Source organism: Nocardiopsis salina YIM 90010 (genome assembly GCF_000341025.1).
GTDB lineage: Bacteria > Actinomycetota > Actinomycetes > Streptosporangiales > Streptosporangiaceae > Nocardiopsis > Nocardiopsis salina.
Genome location: NZ_ANBF01000119.1, coordinates 34,079 through 56,401 on the forward strand (window position 1 = coordinate 34,079; position 22,323 = coordinate 56,401).

At 65.8% G+C, this 22,323-nt stretch carries 19 protein-coding genes; all 19 read left to right on the top strand.

What is annotated here, in order from left to right; all coding sequences use genetic code 11:
* Positions 1-109 precede the first annotated feature (109 nt).
* Entirely contained in the window at positions 110-946 is an 837-nt protein-coding gene (locus D474_RS0112885; protein ID WP_017613972.1) for a sigma-70 RNA polymerase sigma factor region 4 domain-containing protein, read from the top strand.
* A gap of 78 nt (positions 947-1,024) precedes the next feature.
* The gene (locus D474_RS0112890; protein WP_026118441.1) at positions 1,025-1,465 is read left to right on the top strand and encodes a hypothetical protein; all 441 of its coding nucleotides are present in this window, start codon (positions 1,025-1,027) and stop codon (positions 1,463-1,465) included.
* Entirely contained in the window at positions 1,462-3,528 is a 2,067-nt protein-coding gene (locus D474_RS31770; RefSeq protein ID WP_161628675.1) for a hypothetical protein, read from the top strand. The genes D474_RS0112890 and D474_RS31770 overlap by 4 nt, the downstream gene beginning before the upstream one ends.
* 24 nt (positions 3,529-3,552) lie before the next feature.
* A complete protein-coding gene (locus D474_RS0112905) occupies positions 3,553-4,491 on the top strand; it encodes a PrgI family protein (RefSeq protein ID WP_017613976.1) in 939 nt (312 codons plus the stop codon).
* Positions 4,492-4,568: 77 nt separating this feature from the next.
* Positions 4,569-6,302, top strand: a complete 1,734-nt coding sequence (locus tag D474_RS0112910) for a VirB4 family type IV secretion system protein (RefSeq protein WP_239647062.1) — start codon at positions 4,569-4,571, stop codon at positions 6,300-6,302.
* A complete protein-coding gene (locus D474_RS0112915) occupies positions 6,302-8,626 on the top strand; it encodes a type IV secretory system conjugative DNA transfer family protein (RefSeq protein ID WP_051050968.1) in 2,325 nt (774 codons plus the stop codon). Before D474_RS0112910 ends, D474_RS0112915 begins: the two co-directional genes overlap by 1 nt.
* On the top strand, positions 8,623-9,495 hold the full coding sequence (locus D474_RS28595) for a replication-relaxation family protein (RefSeq protein WP_051050969.1): 873 nt from the start codon (positions 8,623-8,625) through the stop codon (positions 9,493-9,495). The genes D474_RS0112915 and D474_RS28595 overlap by 4 nt, the downstream gene beginning before the upstream one ends.
* A complete protein-coding gene (locus D474_RS0112925; RefSeq protein ID WP_026118443.1) occupies positions 9,492-10,556 on the top strand; it encodes a C40 family peptidase in 1,065 nt (354 codons plus the stop codon). The genes D474_RS28595 and D474_RS0112925 overlap by 4 nt, the downstream gene beginning before the upstream one ends.
* Before the next feature lie 1,688 nt (positions 10,557-12,244).
* Entirely contained in the window at positions 12,245-12,592 is a 348-nt protein-coding gene (locus tag D474_RS0112930; protein ID WP_017613981.1) for a hypothetical protein, read from the top strand.
* 8 nt (positions 12,593-12,600) lie between these two features.
* Entirely contained in the window at positions 12,601-13,494 is an 894-nt protein-coding gene (locus D474_RS33350) for a hypothetical protein (RefSeq protein ID WP_152476781.1), read from the top strand.
* A 30-nt stretch (positions 13,495-13,524) separates the two neighbouring features.
* Complete coding sequence (locus D474_RS0112940; protein WP_083931809.1) at positions 13,525-14,250, top strand: SAF domain-containing protein; 726 nt, start codon at positions 13,525-13,527, stop codon at positions 14,248-14,250.
* A 299-nt stretch (positions 14,251-14,549) separates the two neighbouring features.
* Positions 14,550-15,125 carry a hypothetical protein gene (locus D474_RS0112945; protein ID WP_152476783.1) on the top strand — a complete coding sequence of 192 codons (576 nt, stop codon included), beginning with the start codon at positions 14,550-14,552 and terminating at the stop codon, positions 15,123-15,125.
* A complete protein-coding gene (locus D474_RS0112950; RefSeq protein WP_017613985.1) occupies positions 15,122-16,423 on the top strand; it encodes a CpaF family protein in 1,302 nt (433 codons plus the stop codon). The genes D474_RS0112945 and D474_RS0112950 overlap by 4 nt, the downstream gene beginning before the upstream one ends.
* A 266-nt stretch (positions 16,424-16,689) precedes the next feature.
* The gene (locus tag D474_RS0112955; protein WP_239647063.1) at positions 16,690-17,313 is read left to right on the top strand and encodes a type II secretion system F family protein; all 624 of its coding nucleotides are present in this window, start codon (positions 16,690-16,692) and stop codon (positions 17,311-17,313) included.
* A 227-nt stretch (positions 17,314-17,540) separates the two neighbouring features.
* Positions 17,541-18,188 carry a hypothetical protein gene (locus D474_RS28600; protein ID WP_040703524.1) on the top strand — a complete coding sequence of 216 codons (648 nt, stop codon included), beginning with the start codon at positions 17,541-17,543 and terminating at the stop codon, positions 18,186-18,188.
* A 217-nt stretch (positions 18,189-18,405) separates the two neighbouring features.
* Positions 18,406-18,810: a TadE/TadG family type IV pilus assembly protein gene (locus tag D474_RS0112970; RefSeq protein WP_239647064.1), complete on the top strand. Its 405-nt coding sequence runs from the start codon at positions 18,406-18,408 to the stop codon at positions 18,808-18,810.
* A complete protein-coding gene (locus D474_RS0112975; RefSeq protein WP_026118448.1) occupies positions 18,807-19,229 on the top strand; it encodes a TadE/TadG family type IV pilus assembly protein in 423 nt (140 codons plus the stop codon). Before D474_RS0112970 ends, D474_RS0112975 begins: the two co-directional genes overlap by 4 nt.
* Positions 19,226-19,639 carry a pilus assembly protein TadG-related protein gene (locus tag D474_RS0112980; protein ID WP_017613991.1) on the top strand — a complete coding sequence of 138 codons (414 nt, stop codon included), beginning with the start codon at positions 19,226-19,228 and terminating at the stop codon, positions 19,637-19,639. The genes D474_RS0112975 and D474_RS0112980 overlap by 4 nt, the downstream gene beginning before the upstream one ends.
* Positions 19,640-19,657: 18 nt before the next feature.
* Positions 19,658-22,120: an OmpA family protein gene (locus D474_RS0112985; protein ID WP_017613992.1), complete on the top strand. Its 2,463-nt coding sequence runs from the start codon at positions 19,658-19,660 to the stop codon at positions 22,118-22,120.
* The last annotated feature ends 203 nt before the right edge of the window (positions 22,121-22,323 follow it).

Below are 22,323 nucleotides of genomic sequence, written 5' to 3' on the forward strand. Positions count from 1 at the left end.
CGTACTGAGCTCGGTTCGAGACCGTGGTGAGCGACGTGTGAGCAGCCCGTGAGAAGCGCCCTCGGTGGGATGCCGGTGTCCTTGAACACCGGCTACTCGAGGAGCGCCCGTGGCTCACACGCCGTCGCCGCTGGAAATCGTCGAATCCCACTTCGTGCACCTGGCACCCACCCATCTGACTCTCCAGGGAGGCCACGTCCACCCCTGGTTGCAGGAACGGACCTACTCGCTCTACGAACTGCGTGAGGTCCTGATGACGCGGAGCACCCCCTACGCCGTTCGCGATGCGGTGTGGCGGCACACCATCGGGGCTGCGCGGCTCTCCCAGGACTGGATGGTGGGTGCCCTGGGGCTGTGCATGCCTGCGCTCCGTTCAGTAGCACGGCGCGCCTGCCGGAACCTGACACCGAGCGGCGTTGAGTCGGTGGAGTCAGCGATCCTCTGTGACGTCATCGGCCGGGTGCGCACCATCAACCTCGACTACGCGCGGTTGGCCTGGTACCTGACCCGCCCCGCGCTCCGAGCGGCGCTCTCGGCCCGCAAGCACGAAGCGGAAGCCCCGGTCCCGGATGACGAGATCGGACAGAGGGAAAGCCCCGGGGAGAGCGTCACCGCGAACCCTGAACTCCTCCTGGTGTCCGCAGTACGAAACGGTGTGGTCTCGACGGACCAGGCGCGTCTCATCGTCCGAACACGGACGGAGAACGTTCCCCTGGCGCAGGTCGCTCGTGAACTGGGTGTCTCCTACAAGGCCGCAGCCAAGCGCCGTGAACGTGCCGAAGCACGGCTCGTCGCAGCCGTCCACGCCGGCGAAGTGACCATCGCCGACGCCCTCACCCGTGTCCGCGAAACGCCCGCCCCCGGCAACCCGGAGCCGGGTCTCGTTGCTCTGACCAAGAATCCCCCTGCTCTCGTGTCGCATTCGTCCTTGCCGCTGGCTTCTTAAGGGCGCAACCGGGCACCAGGAGCAGCTCGAGCACAGCTCCTGGTGCCCGCGCCCGGCACGAAGGAGCAGGTGGGACGAGTGCGAACACAACAATGCAGCCGTACCCCGGCACAGCGGGCGTTGCGCTGGTGTGTGCTGTCGACGCTGGCGGGTTGTGCCGCGATGTGGGTGGCGCTGTTCGGCGATCTTGTGGCCGGTGCAGACGCTGCCTGGGTCTGGGCGGAGCAGGATCCCCCTGTCGAAGGGCCCGATGAGTCCGCCGAGGAATCCACAACCCGCATCCGAGCGGTCGTGAACCGGGTACGACTCGTACTCATCGCGATCGCCTCGGCCTTGGGGACCCTCTTCCTGACGATCGCCGGGGTTCGCTGGCTGGTGGCTAATGGCGAGCCCGGTGCTGTCGACGGTGCCAAACGTGCGCTGACCGGGGCATCCCTGGGGTACGGGATCGCCATCCTGGCCACCGTGCTCATGGAGATCCTGGACTGGATCATCAGTGCGGGTGGTGACGGCACATGAGCGTCACCACAGGACTGCGGATGCCTACCGAGCCCGAGCCGCCAACGGATGAGCCGCTGCCACCTCCCTCCGATGACCCTCTCCCGCCGCCTGAGGAGCCCGAACCGGAACCCGAGGAAGAACCGGAGCCCGAAGGGGCCGAACCCGAGCCGGAGATCACCGATGAGCCGCTGCCCGAACCAGAGGACCCCCGAGAGGACGAACCTCCGCTGCGAGAGCAGGAGGAGGACGAGAATGACGACACAGTCGAGTTGGAGACCGAAGGTGACGTCTTCGACTGCGGACTGGGCGAGCCTGGTTGTCATGTCAGTAATTGGTTCGCCGACTTCGTCATTTCGGGACTGAACCCAGCCCTGGGTTGGTTGGCGGAGAAGGCTTTCTTTACTCCGTTGCCGACTGCAGGAATGGAAGCTCTACACAATGGGATATTGGCGACCAGCAACGCGTTCTATGTGATCTTCATTGTCGTCGGCGGACTGCTGGCGATGTGCTTCCAGACGGTGCAAACTCGCTACTCAGCCGCGGACATTCTGCCACGTCTAATCTTTGGTTTCATCGCCTCAAATTTCTCTCTCTGGGCGACCAGGGAGATGGTGAGTGCATCCAATCAAATTGCGGTGGCTATCGCCGCCCAGGGAATCGACGCTCGCACAGCGGCAGAGAACCTTCGGGATCGGATGGACGTTCTCCTTCCGGACGCCCTCGTGTTCACACTCTTTCTTCTCGTGGTCGTCGTCGTGTTGTTGGTGACGTGGATCTTGACCGAGGCCGTTCGTATCTGCATGGTGATTGTTCTTGTCATCGCAGCACCGATGCTCCTGATGTTCCACGCTCTCCCTCAGACCAACAGGCTCGCGGAACTTTGGTGGCGTTGCATGGCTGGTCTCTGTGCGATACCGATCGCACAGAGTATCGTCTTCATCGCCATGGTCAGGCTCTTTTTCGAAGGGCAGATGACTCTTTTCGGTGCGTTCAAGGATCGGCCAGTGAGAGAGGATGAACTGGACGATCAAGCTCTGGTCTTGGACGGGAGCTCCGAGACGATTATGCTGGCCAGTACCGTTCTCTCATCTCCCGAAGCCGAGGTTCGTGATGCAGACTGGCTTCTGAATATCATGCTGTTCTTGGTTCTGCTTTATGTTCAGATCAGGATCAGCACTTGGGTGATGAAGCTAGTGTGGCAGCCCAACCCTGGGACATCCCCGATCGCTGCGTTGCTGAAGAACATCGCTTGGATGATGGCCTTCCGGAAGGTCGGAAATCTGGGCTCGTCCACACTGGTGAAGAATGGGCTGGACCTCGGATTCCGGATGCCTAGCCCTCCCGGATTCACGCGCCAGGGAACACTCAAGAGACCTGTTATGAATTCCTCGTCGATATCCGGGTCTTCTCGCGCTAGAGGTAACGCTCCGGATGGGAGGAAACTACAGGGTTCCCACGCTCGAAGGGTAGCGCAGGGAAAACAAGGGACGCCCCCTGGAACCGTGGTCGCGGGAGGAAGTCGGGAAGTGCCAGGAAGCTCCGGTAACCCGGTCGGTACGGCTGACCCCTACGCCGAAGGTCCTTCTCCTCGCTCTGGTCAGGCCGGAGTGCCCCCGCAGCCGCCTTCGCAATCCGTACCGCCCAGGACGGGCCAACCCCCACACGCAGCATCCCCCCGCGATGGGCCCTCGGACACAGGTGCGCCCCGCCGGCGCGCTCTCGAGGTGGGAGGCATGCCGGGGTCTCCGAAATACGGACAGCAGACTCTGTTCCCACGTCCCGGGCCGAGCGCGGATTCGAACGGTCCGGCGTCCAGCCCTGGTCGGCGGTGGCGCCAGGAAGTTCTGCCGACGCCGCCTCCGACGCGAGTGCCTGGCCGCCGCGCGACGGAGCGCCTGGGCATGCCCGGCTCGAACACCCGTCCTTCCGCCGGGTTGCGCCACCTGCCGGAGATGCCCGCTCTGAACTGGAACAAGCCGCCTCATGTCAAGGGGCAGCGGGCGTTGTTCCCCAACCCGAAGAACCGGTGGCGAGGGAAGCAGTACGGCCTGTTCGACCGCCCTGACAGGAACACCAAGTAAGTCCTCGACGAGAAAGGACACCGCGTGGCCGTACAGGACGCGTCGGCATGGCGGGGCCGTATCCCTGCTGACATCGACCGGCCCGAACCTCTCGTGTTCGGTCTCACCGCACGTCAGTGCCTGATCATCTTTCCCGTACTGCTTGGGGCCTGGGCCGCTTACCTGATGCTCAAGGACGTCGTGGCGCTGTGGGCGTTCGCGCTCGCCCTGGCTCCCGTGCTTGGCGTGGTGATCGCCATCGCGGTGAGCGAGCACGGCGGTCGAGGGCTAGAGCGCGTCGCCGCGAGTGCGTTGAACTGGGCGCGGGCGCCAAAACACCTCGTGGGATCGCCTAACGAGAAGATCCGGGCCCTGCCCCGGTGGGCCCCTCGGCTACGGCGACCGCCTCGTCTGGAGCCCTTGCGCCTGCCCGCTTCGGCGATCACCTCCGAGGGAGTCATCGATCTGGGTGGGCGGTGCGCGGCCATGATCGCCTGCAGCACCTTGCCGTTCCAACTGGCTTCCGGGCGCGAACAGGATCAGGTGCTGTCAGGATTCGCCGGTGTCCTCGACTCGTTGGCCGACCCGGTGCAGATCCTCGTCCAGCGACGCAGGGCCGACCTGGGGGAGTACACCGCGATGGTGCGCGACAACGCGCAGTACCTCCATCCCGACCTGGCCGCGACAGCCTTGGCGCACGCTCAGTTCCTGGAGGAGCTGGACGCCACGCACCAGCTGTCACACCAACAGGTGCTGGTGGTGGTCACCGCCAGTGGCACTGCTCGTCGCTTCGGAGTATCGCTGCTACGCCGTGCCGCGGACACCGCTGACCGCCTGGCGACCCTTGGAATCCGGACTCAAGTCCTGGGTCAGCACCATGCCGAACAGGTCCTTCGGGACTCGATGGTGGCGCCGGGGACCAGCCTCACCGACCCGGAACCACCGGTCGGTGAGGCCCTGGGGGACGAAGAGGAGGACCGGTGAGCTCTTTCCGTCGTTTGTGGGAGCGGGCGGGATCGTCCGCGCTGGGAGGACCGGCGCTCCACGTCGGAGCGCGGCACGTGGACGTAGAAGGCGGGGTGTGCCAGACCCTCATCTTCACGGGATATCCGCGTGAGGTCACCGCCGGCTGGGCCGAACCCCTCATGTCCTATCCGGGCCAGATCGACGTCAGCTTCCACGTCGAGCCGGTGCCCGCGGCCACGGCCGCCACCCGGTTGCGCAAACGCCGAGCCCGACTGGAGTCGGCGCACCGCACGAGCGCGGTCCAGGGAAGGGTGGAGGATCCGCACCAGATCACGGCCGCTGCAGATGCCGCCGAAATCGCCGACAGGATCGCGACGGGCCGGGGGCGCCTTTTCAGGGTCGCCACCTACATCACCGTGCACGCTCCCACCCTGGAGGCCCTGGAAGGGGAACTGCAGCAGGTTCAGGCGTTGTGCGCTTCTTTGCTCGTGGACGCCGTACCCTCGACGTTCCGTGCTCTGCAGGGGTGGATCTCCAACCTGCCGTTGGGCACCGACCTGCTGAAGGCAGGCAGGTCGATGGACACCGATGCGGTGGCAACCCTCTTGCCCTTCACCTCACCGGAGCTGGTGGCTGACCTCGGGGAAGCCACGGTGGTCTACGGCACGAACACCCACAGCAACGGGGTGGTGGCCTGGGACCGGTGGTGCGGCGGCTTGGACAACCACAACTCGGTGATCCTGGCCCGTTCAGGCTCGGGAAAGTCCTATTTCTCCAAACTCGAGCTGCTGCGCTCACTACTGGTGGGGGTGGAAGCCACCGTCATCGACCCCGAGGGCGAGTACATCCGGCTCGCAGAGGCAGTCGGCGGGACGGTCTTTCGAGTGGGCACCCCGCAGGGGCGGTTGAACCCTCTCGCCCTGCACCAGAGCCCAGATGCGTTCACCAACAGGGCATTGTTCGTGCACACGCTGGTCGCTGCGATGGTCGGTGAGCTGTCCGCGACCGAGAAGACGGTGCTCGACCGTGCTGTCATCACCGCCTACGCGGAAGCAGGAATCACCCGGGACCCGACCACCTGGAACCAGGATCCGCCTGTACTGGCCGACCTCGCCGCCGCCTTGGAGGACGTGGCCAACGACGGAGCGGTCGGCGAAGACCAAGCACGCATCGCGCGAGAGCTGGCCGGGCGGCTTGAGCCGTACACGCGCGGCTCTCACGAGGCGCTCTTCGACAACTCCCGCAACACACGCATGGACGGTCACCTGAACGTCGTCTCACTCAAAGAGCTGCCCGATGAGGTACGCACGGTCGGGATGCTGCTGGCCCTGGACGCCACATGGCGGCAGGTCACCACCGCGTCGACCACGCGGCCACGAACCGTGGTGGTGGACGAAGCATGGCTGCTCCTACAGGAACCAGCCGCGGCCCGGTACCTCGCCCGGTTGGCCAAAGCCGGGCGAAAACACTGGGTGGGCCTCACCTTGATCACCCAGGACGTGGGAGACGTGCTGGACTCGGAGCTGGGTCGGGTGGTCATCGCCAACGCCGCCACGCAGATCCTGCTCAAGCAGGCCCCGCAGGCCCTCGATCGAGTCGCGGAGACCTTCCAGCTCTCCTCGGGAGAGACGCACCTCGTCGGTAGCGCGCCCCGAGGGTGCGCGCTCTTGGTGGCCGGCCACCAACGTGTGGGCTTCGCCCCGGTGGCGTCCGAGGCAGAGCACCAGCTCATCACCTCCGACCCGGCCGAACTCGCAGTACTTCGGGACGAAGAGAGCGACGCCTCGAACACTGCGGCTGACGAGGACGAGATGTCGGGGGAGGAGTGATGGGTACCTACGTTCTCCTCACGGGGATGATCCCTCTCGCAGGGCTACTGTTGTGTCTAGCGGTGCTCGGGTGGCGAATCATCCGCCACCGGTACCTCTGCCGGAACGCCCGGCTGGTGGAGGTCATGCAGCCGCCCGAAGCGACTATGGAGAACGCCCTCGCTTTCTGGCGGCACGCCATGGGCTTGCTCAAGCCGCGATGGACGCGATGGGTGCTCCAACCACACCTGGCTCTGGAGATTCTCGCCTCACCCGCCGGTCTGCGCTTCCGGGTCTGGGTACCCGGAGCCATACCTCCCGGCACGGTGGAACGGGCTGTCAGTTCGGCATGGCCCGGGGCGACCACGTCCACGAGCCACGTGTCTTCCGACATCCCGCCGATGCAGTTCGGTGCCTACACCACCGGTGGGCTTCTGCGGCTGGGACGGGCCGAGGTATACCCCCTCCGGACCAAGTACGACGACGACCCACTGCGACCCCTGCTTGGCGCTTTCGAGGAGCTGACCGAGGGGGACCAGGTGCTCGTCCAGATCACCGCCCGCCCGGCAACGGGTCGACGAACCGCACGGGCTCGCCGGTCCGCGGCCCGCCTGAACGGACACACGAACGCCATGATGATGGCGGTCGATGCCCTGGACCCCACCGTCAAAGGCAGTGGAAACGCCCGGGCAGCGACCCTGCCGGGCATCGGCGACGACATCCGCGCGATCCTGGCCAAAGCCTCGTCCCCGCGCCTGGCCTGCGACATCGCCTACGTCCTGACCACCTCTCATCACGACGAAGCGGCCCAGGAACGCCTGCGGGGACGGGCACACGGGGTAGCCTCGTCCTTCGCCGCGTTCACCAGCGGCACCAACCACCTGCATCGCCGTCGCATGTTCGCCCCGCGATGGCGCTCCACACGTCGATTCCTCGGACACGGATTCCTGCTCTCCACAGCCGAACTGGCCGGGATCGCACACCTACCCACCGACACTGCGGTTCCAGGACTGACCAGGGCCGGAGCACGTCCATCTGCACCCTCCCCGGTTATCCCGCGCGGGGGAGAACACACGCGCGTGGTCGGTGACACCGACGCCGGCACACCGCGCCCGCTTGCGCTTGGCGTGGCCGAAGGCCGCCAGCACACGCACGTCCTCGGCAAAACCGGCTCAGGAAAGTCCACCTTGCTGGCCAACCTCGCGCTCCAGGACGCGGAAGCAGGTCGTGCCGGATTGGTCATCGATCCGCGCGGGGACCTGGTCACCGACATCCTCGCCCGCCTGCCCCAGGACGCGGTGGATCGAGTGGTGCTCTTCGACCCCGATGACAGCGGCCTGCCGCCCCGCTTGAACCTGCTCCAGGGCGGAGACCCGGACTTCACGAGCGACACGGTGGTGGGAATCTTCCGGCGGATCTACTCCGACTACTGGGGTCCGCGCACCGACGACATCTTGCGTGCCGCCACGCTGACCCTGACCCGCGCCAAGGACCCGGCCCTGACCCTCGGCGACATCCCGCGCCTACTCGCCGACGACCATCTTCGTCAGAACGTGCTGAGCAAGGTCGCCGCGCACAGCGGAGCGGATGAGGCCTTGTCCGACTTCTGGGGTTGGTACGGCAACCTCACCGAATCGGCGCGCTCCGCGGTGACGGGGCCCATCCTCAACAAACTCCGTACTGCGCTCTTGCGTCGCTGGGTGCGGCAGGTCCTGGCCTCGGGCCCCTCCACCATCGACCTACCGTCCCTGTTCGACAGCGGCCACCTCGTTCTTCTCCGGCTACCGAAGGGGCGCCTGGGCGAGGACACCTCGAGCCTCGTCGGCTCGTTCGCCCTTGCAGCGACATGGCAAGCGGTGACCGCCCGCATCCACACACCCGAAAACCACCGCAAGGACCTGGCCGCCTACGTGGACGAGTGCCAGAACTTCCTCAACCTGCCCGGAAGCTTCGAAGACATGCTCGCCGAGTCCCGCGGTTACCGACTAAGTCTGATCCTGGCACACCAGGAGCTCGGGCAGCTCCCCAACGACCTGCGCAAGGCCCTCTCGGCGAACGCGCGCACCAAGTTCTTCTTCACCGCATCCCCCGACGACGCGGCCAGCCTGTACCAGCACACCGAACCTGTACTCAGCGCCTACGACCTCACACACCTGGGTGCCTACCAGGCAGCTGTGAGACCCCTCGTGGGCGCCAAGGAACAGCCGGCGGCGACGGTGCGCACGAGGCCGTTGCCCCCAGGGATCACGGGCCGCGCAACCCAAGTGCGGAAGGCAGCACGCAGATACAGCGCCGTCGATCACCAACCGCTGGACGACCCGCGAGGCCCGGGAGGGCAAGCGTGAGCACACACGGTGAAGCAGAGCCCCGACCCGTACTCAGCGACTACGCAGGAAAGCTCCTATGGCTGGCGCGCAGGGTTACCCCTCGGGACCAACGACTCCTCTGCGACCTGTACGACCACAACGTCATGACGACCCACCACCTCCACCGGGTTCATTTTCCGCGAGCCGAAGCGCGACGCGCTCGTAGGAGGCTGCACCTGCTGCACCAGTACGGGCTCATCACGGGGTTTCGTCCCCACGGGCGGCTCCGCGCCCCCGTCCATTGGATCCTCGCCCCGCTCGGCGCCGCCCTGGTTGCCGAACACCGAGGCCTCGAGCCCGAAGAGCTCAACTTCCGTCAGGACCGAGCGCTGGCACGAGCACACTCCGGGCAGCTCGGCCACATGGTCGGCCTTGTCGAGTGTTTCGCTCTGACCACGGAGGCGGCACGGGTCGTGCCGACCGCACACCTGGTGCGGTGGGAAACCGAGCGCGACTGTGCCCGACGGTGGGGACGCTTCATCCGCCCCGATGCCTACATGCGCTGGCACCAGGGCACGAGCGAGTTGGACGCCTTCTGGGAGTACGACACCGGTACTGAACCCCTCACCAAGGTGCAGCGCAAGATGGCCGGATACGCACGGCTCGCACGTGAGTCCGGGCTGCCCTCGATCGTGCTGTTCGCTCTGCACTCCGAGGCGCGAGAGGAACACCTCGTGGCACGCCTGGCTACCGATAGGACGCCGACGGTGGGCGTGTACATGACGACCCACGCGAGGCTGCGAGACCAGGGGCCGGCGGAGCAGGTGTGGCACACCGACTGTGCGGAGCAACTGACTCTGGTCGACATCGCACGCCGTCACCACGTACCCGAACCCGGAGACGCATGATCCGTTTTGCGGTTTGGGTCGGTGTGCTCGTCTTCGTGCTGGTGCCGATCTTCATCGGCGCGCTCTCCGACACCGACCCCGGTGCCCATATGCCGGAAGGCGGGGTAGAGGGCATACCGGATGTGCTGCTTATGGCCTACGTCCAGGCGGCTACGCGCCTCGAGGAGGACCATCCCGAGTGCACGAACATGACGTGGCCGGTGCTGGCCGGTATCGGGAAAGTCGAATCCGACCATGCGGCGGGAAGCGAGATCTCTTCATCCGGAGACGTGAGCCCCAAGATCATCGGTCCGCGCCTCGATGGATCAGGGGCCGGCGGCAACCTCACCCCCCACACCGACTCTGACGACGGTAAGTGGGACGGGGACACCGACTACGACCGGGCCGTGGGGCCGATGCAGTTCATTCCCACGACCTGGGCTTCCCACGGTGCGAGTGCAACAGGGCGAGGTGAGGGGGACCCGCACAACGCCTTCGACGCGACCTGGAGCGCAGCGGTGTACCTGTGTGACAACGGCGCTGACGGGGTGGACTTCGCCGAGCAGGCCGATCTGGAGTCGGCGTTGTTCAGCTACAACCGCTCACGTTCGTACGTGAACGAAGTGAGCGGCCACATCGAGGAGTACACCGAGCTCGCGGCGCAAACGGTAACGGAGCGACCGATTGTCGGCTCGGGCGCAGGCAGTGAGCAAGGTCGAGCGGCTGCCGAGTGGGCTCTGGAGCAGGTGGGCCTGCCCTATGTCTGGGGAGGACTCGGCCCCGAGGGCTTTGATTGCTCCGGACTCACCCAGCAGGCGTGGGCGAGGGCCGGAGTGGACATCCCGCGCGTGACCACCGATCAGGTGAACGTCGGCACCAGGGTCGGCCTGGACGAGCTCCAACCCGGTGATCTGCTGTTCTACGACACCGGGGGCCCAGGCGGTTCTCCGGCTCACGTGACGATGTACGTGGGGGATGGGGACATGGTCAACGCCCCCCGAACCGGGCAGGATATCCGCGTAGAGCCGGTTGAAAGTGAGTACTACAGCCCCAGGTTTGTCGCGGCCACTCGGCCCGGATGATATGCCGCTGAACCATCTGAGTTAGACTCTTCGCGTGGCCGGAATGAACCGAGGGCGAACCGCAGCATTGGTATCCGTGACCTGCTTGATGCAAGCGTCAGCGGTCGCATCCGGTTTTGATGGCACCCCCACCCTTTGGCAGATCTTTATGTTCGCCGCAGCGTCTCTTCTTGCTGGTGCAGCTGTGGTACTTGCAGGCGAGCCCTCTGCTTCCCTCGGGCGAGCTCTCCATATTAAAAAAACCTGAGAGCAGACCATAGACTACTTTGTATTCTATGATCTCAGGTGAATGTCCGATTCATCACATTTGAGGCATGGCGGCGCCGGTCCGCGGTCTCGGCTCGAGGCTCGCTGTAGACCCGCAGTCCACCTCGCGTGAGCGCCTCGCTTGTTTGTGCAGTTCAGAAATGGCGACTCTAGAGGGCTTCGTGATCCCTTGGCTCCAGGGGTGATTTGTCGCCTTTGGTGCTGAAAGTTCGCATTCGGAAACTCGATCCGCTAGTCGAAGGCCGTAATTCAGTTCGCGGTGTTTGCGTGAAGGGGTTGAACCTTCTCGCGAGTATGGGGAAATGTGTTCGTCGCATCATCCGGGTGTGGCGCCAGTCGCCAGGGTTACGCGGATGCAGGTGCGGAAGTGCAGCCTGGGGGAGCGCTCCGGGGTCAATGGCGCCGACCTTGGAATCCCGCGGCAGCCCGGAAAGAGTACACACAGCCACAAATAAAGACGCCTCGAGCGGTGCTCCAACACCGCCCGAGGCCGATTACCCCTGAATCAGCCAGGAGGCAATCATGAGCAATGTTACCGGTCGGCATCGACGGCGCCGTCGCGGTTGGGTCGCCCACGCACGATGGATCGTTGGGGGTGTGCTCGCCGCGCTCCTCGGGGTGGCCTCGACACCGCGCATCATCCTCACCGAAGCATGCGAATCTGCGAGGGAACCCCGAACAACCAAGGTGTCGGCCGTGTCGCAGGAGCCAGCCTGGGTTGGGCGGTATGAGCGTGCGCAGCGACTCCACGCGAGTCGTGCTCGGGCCCACTACCTCGAAGCTGAGCGGCAGTCGCCTCCGGCGTGGGCGCTCAAGACTGGCTGGTGTGTCGACGATGACGGTGTTCGTGGTGTGCGTCCGTATTTGGTCTGTCACGAACAGAGGGCGGGGAATATGAGCTATTCATCGGAACGTGTCATTCCGCCAGGGAAGCAGATGGCGGCTGCCGGTCCCGCACCTCATGGTGGCTCCGAATGGGCTGAGTTGGCGGGGCTCGTTCGCCAGTGGGTCGAGCTGCCTCCCCAGTGCCATGCCTGAGTAGAGAGAGGTAGGCGGGGCTGCATCTTCTGTGCGGCCCCGCTTTTGGTGTTTCTGCAGGTAGGGCGTGCGACATCGAGATCCGGTGACTCTCTCCACATTTTTCCTCACGTTGAGTGTTTAGAAACCGGTTGTGCGATGACTCTGCGTATGGCTACTGTCACCTTGCGAAAACGCGGCGTGCGCGCCGCGAACGGTGATGGATCGGTGGTGACATGCGAGCGCTCAAGGGGTGCTGGGTTGCTGTGAGTGCGGCTGCGCTCATGACGAGTTGTTCGACGCAGGGGGATCACAGCGAGGGCGAGGTCCCCCCTACACCACAGGCGCTCGAGACTGCGCCAAGTTCTTCCCACGAGGAGCTCGCGCTCGATGCATACCGCGGCATGTGGGATGTGGTGGTCGAAGGAGCGCGAGAGGGCTCGGTCGGACACCCGGACCTGTCCGATTACGCCCAGGGACAGGCGCTCGAACTCACCACGGACATGCTCCAAGGGGTCACTGCGTCCGGCGAGCCTGAGCTCGATCCGGAAGTGGTCATGACCGACCTCGACGCTTCACCCAGCACGGTGAGCATCGAGGACTGCATCGACAGTTCGGACTGGCTTGTTTACGAGGACGGCGAGACCACGGGCGTGGGAGAACGCCGTCGAGCAGCAAGCGCCGAAGTCGTCCTGGTCGAGGAACAGTGGCTCGTGGACGACCTGTGGTTGGAGGACTACGGCTCATGCTGAGGCAAGACGTGCAGGCCACGGTCAAGCTTCCCCTCCTGGGGGCGTTCAGCGCGCTTGCCCTGCTCGTAGCTGCGACGGCTGCGGAGGCCGCCGACCTCCTGTCGCACACCGAATGCTCGAACGGTGAATGCCACGTGGAGGCGGCCACCCCCGAACAGCTCCGATCCTCGGAACAAGCCCCCGAACCGTTGCAAGGCCCATCCCCTGAAGGGGGCCAGGGGAACACTGGCCCGGGCTCGGGCAATGGTGGTGACGCCGAGGGAGGAACGAGCGCATCGTGCGTGTACGACGATGCCGAGTTCCGCTCTTCCGGCCAGGAAGGGCCTCTGCCTGCGTCCCCAGGGTCCGCCTCGTGTGATTCCGCCGCTCCTGACAGGGGTCAGGGAACCCAGCAGGAAGCTGAAGAAGCGTTCCAGCCGGAAGCCCTGGCGGAGCAGGCGCGCGCGGCCATGAGCCCACCGGCCCCGGAGATCGGAGCCGCGCCCCCAGTGGACCGCCCCCGCTTCGTTCACATGCCTGCCTGGATGTGGATCGACGATGCCTCCTGGGAGCCCGTGACGGCCACCGCTTCGGTGAGCGCAGGATCAGTGACCGTGACCGCGAGCCCGGACCAAGTGGTGTGGGACACCGGTGACGGAAACGAGGTCGTCTGCAAAGGGCCCGGCACGGTCTATTCGCCTCAGCAGGACGAGGACGAAGTTTCCCCGGACTGCGGTCACACCTACACGGCCCTGCCCTCAGCAGGGGTCGAAGGCGAAACGGACCTGACTGCGACCTGGGAGTGGCAGGTGTCGTGGAGCACCACCGATGGAGAAGGCGGGGACCTGGAGTCCTTGACCACGACGTCCAGCGTGCCCATTTCGGTGAGCGAGATCCACTCCGTCATCACGCGTATTCGCTGACGCTCCCACAAACGAGATGAAAGGGCAGGAATGGTCACGCTTGCTGATCCTGCGAAAAAAGAGGAGAAAAGGAAACGCGCTGATCAGGTGGACAGCGATGAATGGGGTTCCGTCCGGTTGGCTGCGGCATCCCGTCGCCGGTGGAAGTGGGGCCTTCTGGCGGGCGCTCTGATCACGGCTGGTGCTGGAGTTGGCGTCGTGGCGAGCACGTGGGGAGACACGACGCGAGCCGTCGCAGTGCTGACCGCGGATCTGCCCGCAGGTCACACGGTCACTGCCGACGACATCCGAACGGTCGACTTGCACGAACCGGATGGGTTCAGGCTCGTGTCGCCCGACATGGCGGAAGGGATGGTCCTGACGCGGCCCGTTCCTGAAGGGTCGCCCCTCGTTGCGGCATCTGTCGCTGACACTGCGCTGTGGCCGGAACAGGGACAGGCAGTGGTGTCGGTTCCGGTGACCAACATTCCGTCCGGAATGGAAGAAGGAACGCACGTCGACCTCACGCCGAAGGCTGCCTCCGAGGACCAAGGCGCCCAAGACGCAGACACGGTGACCGGCATCGTTCACCGGGCGGACCATCCGGGGCAGGAAGACGAGCTCGGCGTTGACCAGTCGGTTGTGGAGGTGGTCCTGCCCAGGGAGCAAGCCGTCTGGCTCTCCGGCTCCATGACAGGGGACGAGGTCGGGCTCGCCGTCGTCAACCCGTGGGACGGATCGGAGCCCGAGGAAGAGGAAGGGGAGGAGCCCGAATGATTATCGCCGTATGTTCGCTCAGTGGAGCTCCGGGCGTGACGAGCCTGGCCACTGCCCTGGCGGCGTGCTGGCCCTCTACCCCGCTGACGGTCCCGATTCTCGTGGAAGCCGATGCTTCAGGAGGTGACGTGGCTTCCTGGCACGGCATCGACCTTGGGCAGCGCCCCGAGGGGCTGGTGTCCTTGGCAGCGGCCTCACGTGCAACATTTCAGACGGCACAGGTGGACGCTGATGATTCGCCTTCCGCCTTCACGCCGCTCCTCCGTCATGCCACCGAGCTTCCCGGTGGATTGCGTGTGGTGTCCGCCCCGAGCGACCCGCTGGAAGCAAGCCGAGCGGTCGATGTTCTCGCGCAGTCTCCAGGACTGCTCCGTACGGGCAGGGTGACCATCGTCGACGTGGGCAGGGCGGTGCCGGGGTCCGCGGGGGCGGCCCTGCTCCGGCATGCCGACGTCGCCGTGGTCCTGACCGACGTGACCGACGTGGGGCACGCACACCGGCTACGGGTGTGCGCCCCGGTCCTGGCCTCGCTGCGTCATGACGGGGTGCGTGTTGGGCTGGCCCTCACCGGTGCCTGCCCATATAGCGACGCGGAAGCATCCGAGGTCGCGGCTCAGATACCTGTCTGGTCGCGCATCCCTCGGGATGAGTCCGGGGCGGCACTCGTACGGGGAGAGCACCGCCCGCCAACTCGCATGCGCGACCGCTGGGGAGCATGGTGGGCCCGACGCAGCGGCTCCGAGAGCTTGGAATGGATGCCGCTGATCAAGACCGCGAAGGCCCTGAGCGAGCTGTGCGATGACTTCTCCGGGCTCGGTGTTGGGGCCGGCGTAGGCCGTCCGGTTCGCCGCCCACAGGAGGTGGAAGCGGCATGACCACTATCAACACACCGGAGGCGGGCACCGGGTCCACTGAGCGGTCGGTACGTGAAGCCGCTGTCACGATGGCGACCCAGGTTACCGAGCGACTGGCTGCCGACCCCGCAGCGGCCGCGCACCCCGATCGCGTGACCGACCTTGTCGAAGCGCTCCTGGAAGACCACGCTCGTGCTGCACTTCAGAAGGGCACACATGCGCTGCTGAACTCGCAGGACGAGTCGAAGCTGCGCCGCCTGGTGCTCGACCGAGTCCTCGGGTTGGGGCCGCTGGAAGAACTTCTCGCCGAGCCGGACGTGGAGAACATCCACATCAATGGCGCCGACGACGTCATCATCGATTTCGGCGGGGGGCACCGGGAAAGGCGACCGGCGGTGGTGGAGACCGACGCCGAACTCGTCGACTTGGTGCAGCGTGCCGCTGCCCGAGCACCCGGTGGTGAACGCCGGTTCGATGCTGCCGCCCCAATCCTGTCGATGGAAATGCCGGGTGGTGAACGGCTGTCGGCCATCATGCCCGGCGTCGCCGTGCGCCCCACCGTGACCATCCGTCGTCACCCTCAACATCACCTGCAGTTGGGTGACCTCGTGCGATCGGGCACACTCGACCAGACCGCTCGCAATCTGCTGGTCGCGGCTGTTCGAGCACGGTTGAACATCATCGTCAGCGGAGCCACGAACGCGGGCAAGACCACCCTGTTGCGCGCATTGCTGGGCACCCTGGACGGCGAGCGGATCGTCACCGTGGAGGATTCCCTCGAGCTCGGGCTGCACCGCCACATGCATGACGCGGACGTGGTCGCCCTTCAGGGGCGCCCGCCCAACGTGGAGGGCATTGGGGAAGTGACTCCGGCAGAACTGGTGCGCGCGGCGCTCCGGATGTGCCCAGATCGCGTCATCGTCGGAGAGAGCCGCGGCCCGGAGACACTCGCTCTGCTCACCGCCATGAGCATGGGAACCGACGGGTCGATGTCCACGCTCCACGCCTCGTCCAGCCAGCAGGTCTTCACCAAGATCGCTGCCTACTGTGCGCAGGCCCCCGAACGGCTGACGGCTTCCGCGACAGCGACGCTCACAGGGGCCTCCGTTCACTTGGTGGCCCACATCGACACCACGGAGGCTGGGGAACGAATGGTGACCAGCATCCGTGAGGTCGTCGGCGCAGAAGGCGAACAGGTTCTGTCGAACGAGCTGTACGTGCGCTCAGGCGAACCTTCCGGAGAGATTGTGTGCGCGCCCACCGGTGACATCGGCCAGCGCCTGGATCGCGCGGGGTACACGGCCCGGGGGTGGACATGACGAGCTTGTGGGACTGGAGCTTTGGCGGCCCGGTACTCGGTGGTGCCCTGTGTGGAGCGGGTGTCGCCTGCGCGGCCTACGCCCTGAGCATGATGCGGAGCCGAAGGGCCGGCGGGTCTGTCACCCGGTGGCTCGGCCCATTGCACGATCGCCGCATCTGGACACGGTTCGTGTGCGCGGCAGGGGCAATGTCCCTGGTGGGCCTGACGACGGGATGGCCCGTGGGGACGGTGCTGGCGGCCGCAGCCGGGTGGTGGTTGCCCACCTTGTTGACCTCCGACACGAAAACTCGGGCTGACGCTGAACTCGCCGAGTCCCTCGCCACTTGGGTGGAGCAGTTGCGAGACATGCTTCATGGAGCGGCGGGCCTGCACCAGGCCGTTTCGGCCACGGTTCCTGTTGCGCCGGAGCGGATCCGGGAAGAAGTCCGGGAGCTCGACGGGCGGTTGCGCGCTGGGCAGCCCATGGAGCAGGCGGCTTCCATCTTCGCCCGTGTCGATTCCAACATCGGAGACCTCGTTGGCATCACGTTGATTACTGGGGCCTCCCGACAGGCTGGTGACCTTGCAGGGATGCTCGGCCGCCTTGCAGAGGCGGCACGGGACCGAGCGACCACCGTGGAACGAATCTCGGCCTCTCGGGCGACCACCTCGACCTCCGTACGGATCATCGCCGCCGCCACGACCCTCATGTTGGTGGCGATGGTGGCGTTCAACCCCGCCTTTCTCACCCCGTTGGGCACGCCCACAGGCCAACTCGTCCTCGGCCTGGTCGGTGCCCTCTGGGCCGCTGCATTCTTCTGGTTGTCCCGTCTCGCCTCGCCACCCCGGCAGGCGCGCCCCTTCTCCCTGGCCCAGGCGGCCACCGTCGGCGCGGGCGGTGCTTCATGAGCACGGTCACGCTCGCGCTGACCGGAGGCCTGATCGGTGCGGGGGTGTGCGCCGCCGCCTACGGACTGCGACGCCCCCGCTTGGTCGAACGGTTGGCTCCACGACCGCAACCGGGCCGGGCATCGCAGCAGCCGGGGGAGGCTCGGACACACAAGATCGGGAATCGCGCGGGGCATCTGTGGGCTCACGTGGGCATCCCGGGGCCACGTATGACCAGCCTCCTCGCTATGGCGGGCACGACGACGGAGGCCTACAGAGCGGAGAAAGCCGTCGCCACAGGGCTCGGGATCCTGCTCGGGACGGCTCTGACGACGCTTGGAGCGTGGGCTCTACCAGGGTGGCCAGTGGTTTGGCTGCTCGCAGTCACGCTTGTGGCCGCCTGCTTCCTGGCCCCTGACCTCGCCGCCTACAGCGCCGCCGCTGAACGCCGAGCCGAACTCCGCGCCGCCTCCTCTGCCTTGGCCGACCTGACGGTCATGGGCCTGGCTGCAGGGGCCGGACCCACAGGAGCGGTCACGTCGGTACTTCAACTGGGCCAAGGCCCCGCCCTGGTGCGTATCCGCGAGTCCGTGCAAGCCGCGACCGTCCGGCACCGACCTGTGTGGGAAGGGTTGGAGGACCTCGCAGCAGCAACCGGAGTGCGTGAGCTGGGCGAGGTGGCTGCATCCCTGCGGTTGGGCGGTACCTCTGGAGCGCGCACGCGGACCTCGATGACCGCGAAGGGGCAGTCTCTTCGCGCCCGGGAACTCGCCGAGGCGGAAGCCGATGCGCACGCCGCCACCGAGCGAATGAGCTTGCCCACCACCCTGCTGGTGGTCGGGTTCCTCTTCCTGATCAGTTACGCGGCCCTCGGCCACATCACCGCGGGCTTCTAAACGGAGAGATTGAAGTGCAGAACGTTCTTCGGCATGCCTACATTCGGCTACTCGCATGCGTCGTTCCGTCACGGCCAGTGGTACGGGATGCAGGAGCGGCAACGACCGACTGGATCCTGATGATCATGGTGTCCATCACCATCGCCACTGCTGTCGGAGCGATTCTGGTTTCCGAGTTCACCACCGCTGCGGAGTCCATCGACCTGGGTGTGAACGGGTGAGGGCAAGCATGTTGCGGCGGGGGAGTCGGGAAGACGTGCAGGGGGGTGATCAGGGTGGCACCGAATCGCTCTTCGTTCTGCCGGCGGTGTTCGTGATGGTGCTTGCCGTGATCCAGGTGGGTGTGTGGGCCCACGCTCAACACCGCGTACAGGCGATCGCCTCGCAGACCCTCGCGAGCGCACGAACCATTGAGGGTTCCACCGCTGCCGCCCACCGTAGGGCAGATATCGCACAGGAGCAGCTGGGCGGCGCGATGCTGGACCAGGTGGAGGTGGACGTCACCCGAGGGTCGGACCGGGCCGAAGTGTCGGTCCGAGCTCGGGCGGTCAAGGTGGTTCCGGGGGTGGATCTTCCTGTGAGCGCGCAGATCTCGGGCCCCGTCGAACATTTCGCACCATGAGCGTCTCGGGCAGGAAGCGTCGAGGAGACGACGGAGGCGCGTCGGTCGACCTGATGTTGCTCGCTCCGGTTCTGGTGCTCCTCCTGGTGCTGATGGTGGTGGCAGGGCGACAGGTCTCAGCGGCGCTGACGACACAGGACGTGGCCTCTGCAGCTGCGCGGGCCGCCTCGCTCCAGCGTGACACCGCCTCGGCGCGGGCACACGCTCAGGCCGTGGCCCACGGCGAACTGGCTGAGCGGGGTCTCTCCTGCAGTCCCTTCACGGTGTCGGTGGACGTCTCCGGGTTCGATGCCGGCGGAACAGCGGAGGTGGAAGTGGTGTGCACGGTCAACTTCCTGGACCTGGGCGGCTTGGGTGAACGCACCCTGCGTGCCTCAGCAGCTTCTCCCGTCGACCCATACCGAGGGGAAACGCCATGAGTTGGGGGCGAGGCTCCAGCGCCGAGAGGGACGCCGGGAACGCCTCGGTGTTCCTCATTCTGTTGATCCCGGTCGTCACCCTCGTGTTCGCGCTGGTCTGGGAAGCAGGCCAGATGCTGGTGGCCAAGAGCGATCTGCTCGAGGCAACGCATGCTGCTGCTCGAGCGGGCGCCCACCAGGTAGATACCTCGGCCGTCCTTGCCCACGGTGAAACGGTCCTGGCTCCGCAGGCAGCCGAACGGGCAGCCACTGAGCACCTTGTTCGGGCAGGCGTGTCCGGCCGAGCCGAAGCGGACGGAGAGCAAGTGGTCATCCTTGCCCGCACCACCTACACCCCCGCGCTACTGCCGATCGGCTCCCAAGTCATCGAAGCCGAGGCCAACGCCGTCGCGGTGCAGCCCTCTGGCTGAATCGGAAAGGAAAGCAGCATGTCCTACGGCCGATGGCCGTTGGTCGGTTCCTGCATGGCATCGCTGGCCTTGCTGGTGGGACCGCCTCTGCTCGTCCGCTGGCTCGGATGGCCCCTCGGCGAACACACCTCGTGGGCCTGGTTCATTCAGTACTTGCGCTCGGGCACTGTCCCCCACGAGGCCGTGGTCGCCGGGTTGGTTCTTGCTCTCTGGGCGTTGTGGGCGGCGCATCTGGTCGTGGTCCTCTTCGACGTCCGCGCTGCCCTGCGTGGATTGACGCCTCGGATCGGCCTGGTGCGCATGGTCTGGCTCTTGGTGGCCGGCGGCACGGTTGCGACGAGTACGCAGACGGCTGTTGCCGCTATGCCCGCAGAAACCCCCGCTGAGGTTCCCCCTGCGTCCGAGCTGTCGGTGACGGAGAGCGGAGAGGACGATGGCGAGGAGACCATCGAACGCCAACGTACGCTCTCCGGGTTTCCCTTCGATTCGGCTGCTCTCACCGCTGAGAAGAAGGAGTCCCTCGGACCGACCATTGAGCTCCTCGATGCCTTCGGGCACCCTGAGGCCTCGGTGACGGTGACCGGGTATACCGACCCCATCGGGGACCCCGCCTACAACGAGGCGCTGGCCGAAGAACGGGCGAAAGCGGTCGCGGACCACCTACGAGAGCATCTGGATGACACCGTAGAGATCCAGGTCATCGGGGGCGGGGTCGCAGAATCATCCGTCGATACCCAGGTCCCGTACGAAGAGTATCGCCGGGTGGAGATCGATTACAGCCTGCAGTACCCCCCGTCGCCAGAGCCAGACTCTTCTGAAGAGGAGCCTTCCGAGGCCACCGAGTCCTCGGAACCGGTCGGCATGGACTCGTCCACCGTTAGCGAAGAAGGCGGTGCACTGTCCGGGGCGGGAATCGGAGCCGCTGCCGGAGCGATCGGCGCCGCAGCCGGGTATGCGGTCGGCCGACTCCGTTCCTCTCCGTCCTCGACCCGGCCGCGATCCTCGGGCCGGAAGGGCCCCAGGCTCGAAGTTCACGACACCCCTGGTGAAGTCGACGGCGGTAACGAGGGACATTCCGAGGGTCTGGTTCGGCGCGAGCCACGGATGGATGGGTCCGCGAATATTGACCGCGACGGCTACGTATTGCTGGCGGATGGTCTCTGCGTCAACAGCCGAGGAGGGTTGGCTTTCACCGGGAGATACGCAGGAGCAGTGTTGGGCGCGTTGGCCTCAGGCCACACGGCTGAACGTACCGTCACCACCAGGGCTGCTTTCGTTGCCCTGGGCGGAGCCGAGGGAACGCTGCCGGAGGGAACCAACCCGGTCTCCGGCGTTCAAGGTGTGCCCATCGCGGTCGAGACGAGTCTCTTGTCCGCCGCACGGCAAAACGAGGAGGGAGAGCAAGCGGGCGCCGGCACCAGCCCGCTGCTTCTCCTGCTCGAAGCCGAAGAGGTCGATGCTCGGCCGGACCTGTGTGAACCGCTCGTCGCCTCTTCCGAAATCGTGGTGTGCGTCCTAGGCGGGACCCGCCACGCAGCCGTGGAGGTGCGCTGCGAACGAACCGACCGTGTCGTGCTCAGAACAGCCGGCGGTGACCGGACCATCGTGACCCCGCTGCGCCACGCACCTGATCCGGAGAATGAGGAACTCAGGCCGTCCTCCGAACAGGGGGTGTCCGAGACTGGCGCAAAATCCACCGCAGAAGGCGAGCATCCGGCCCCTGTTCCGGAGAGCGAAGGGGAACCGAGCGAGGAGGCGACGCGAGCGGTGCAGGTGCGCTTGTTCGCTGAGGACGCTGTGGTCACCGTCGCAGGGGAGCACGTGACGGGGCTCCGCTCAGTTGCCCGGACTTTCCTGGCGTTCCTGGCCCTGCACCCGCACGGCGCGGACGTCGCGCAGATCACCGAGTCCTGCTTTCCCGACGTCAGCCCCGACAAGGCGGCCGCGTGCAGGCGAAACGCAATGCACAGCATCCGTAGCGTGCTTCGGCCACTCTTGAGTTTGGATGATGCGCAGATCATTCTCAAGGAGGCCGGTCGATACCGGATCGACGAATCCCTCTTCGAATTCGACCTATGGAAGTTCCTCCGATGCGCTGAGGACCTGAAGAAGCAAGGGAAGAGCAAGTCGCGCCAGGGTTGGCTGGAACTTCTCGATCTCCACAACGAGACCTTGCTTCATGGTCGTGCAGAACTATGGGTGGAACCAGCAAGGGAACGGTGCACGCGGATAGTCGTCGATGCATGCGTGCAGCTCGCTGAGTCCACTGAGGATCACAGCGAGAAAATGCAGTATCTGGAAATGGCGGTTCAGTTCGATCAATATAACGAGCCGCTGTACCAGAGGATGATGAAGGCCTACCTGGATGCCGACCTTCCGGAAGGCGCCCATCAGTCGTATCGGGTTCTGAAAGCCAAGCTCAAGGAGCTCGGAGAGAAGCCGGGCAGGGAAAGTCGGCGCCTGGTTGAAGGGAAGCTTTAGGGAGGAGAGAGGGCCCGTAGTGGGTCTCATTCGAGGCTGGAGTGAGGGCCAACGGGTGGGCCCCCACATGGGCCACCGGGTGGGCCGTCCTTGGCCGGCCCACCCGGGTCCCGGCGTACACGCAGGTCAAACCCTACACAGGTGGGCCTTCGGCTGTCCAGACTCTTACCCGAGTGGGTAGTTCTCTTCACGTAGCGGGGGGG

What these genes read in the sequence shown, in the direction of transcription:
- D474_RS31770 (WP_161628675.1), top strand. Translation starts at nt 1,462, where the DNA reads ATGAGCGTCACCACAGGACTGCGGATGCCTACCGAGCCCGAGCCGCCA.
- D474_RS0112915 (WP_051050968.1), top strand. Translation starts at nt 6,302, where the DNA reads ATGGGTACCTACGTTCTCCTCACGGGGATGATCCCTCTCGCAGGGCTA.
- D474_RS0112925 (WP_026118443.1), top strand. Translation starts at nt 9,492, where the DNA reads ATGATCCGTTTTGCGGTTTGGGTCGGTGTGCTCGTCTTCGTGCTGGTG.
- D474_RS0112930 (WP_017613981.1), top strand. Translation starts at nt 12,245, where the DNA reads ATGTGGGATGTGGTGGTCGAAGGAGCGCGAGAGGGCTCGGTCGGACAC.
- D474_RS0112940 (WP_083931809.1), top strand. Translation starts at nt 13,525, where the DNA reads ATGGTCACGCTTGCTGATCCTGCGAAAAAAGAGGAGAAAAGGAAACGC.
- D474_RS0112950 (WP_017613985.1), top strand. Translation starts at nt 15,122, where the DNA reads ATGACCACTATCAACACACCGGAGGCGGGCACCGGGTCCACTGAGCGG.
- D474_RS28600 (WP_040703524.1), top strand. Translation starts at nt 17,541, where the DNA reads ATGGCGGGCACGACGACGGAGGCCTACAGAGCGGAGAAAGCCGTCGCC.
- D474_RS0112975 (WP_026118448.1), top strand. Translation starts at nt 18,807, where the DNA reads ATGAGCGTCTCGGGCAGGAAGCGTCGAGGAGACGACGGAGGCGCGTCG.
- D474_RS0112980 (WP_017613991.1), top strand. Translation starts at nt 19,226, where the DNA reads ATGAGTTGGGGGCGAGGCTCCAGCGCCGAGAGGGACGCCGGGAACGCC.
- D474_RS0112985 (WP_017613992.1), top strand. Translation starts at nt 19,658, where the DNA reads ATGTCCTACGGCCGATGGCCGTTGGTCGGTTCCTGCATGGCATCGCTG.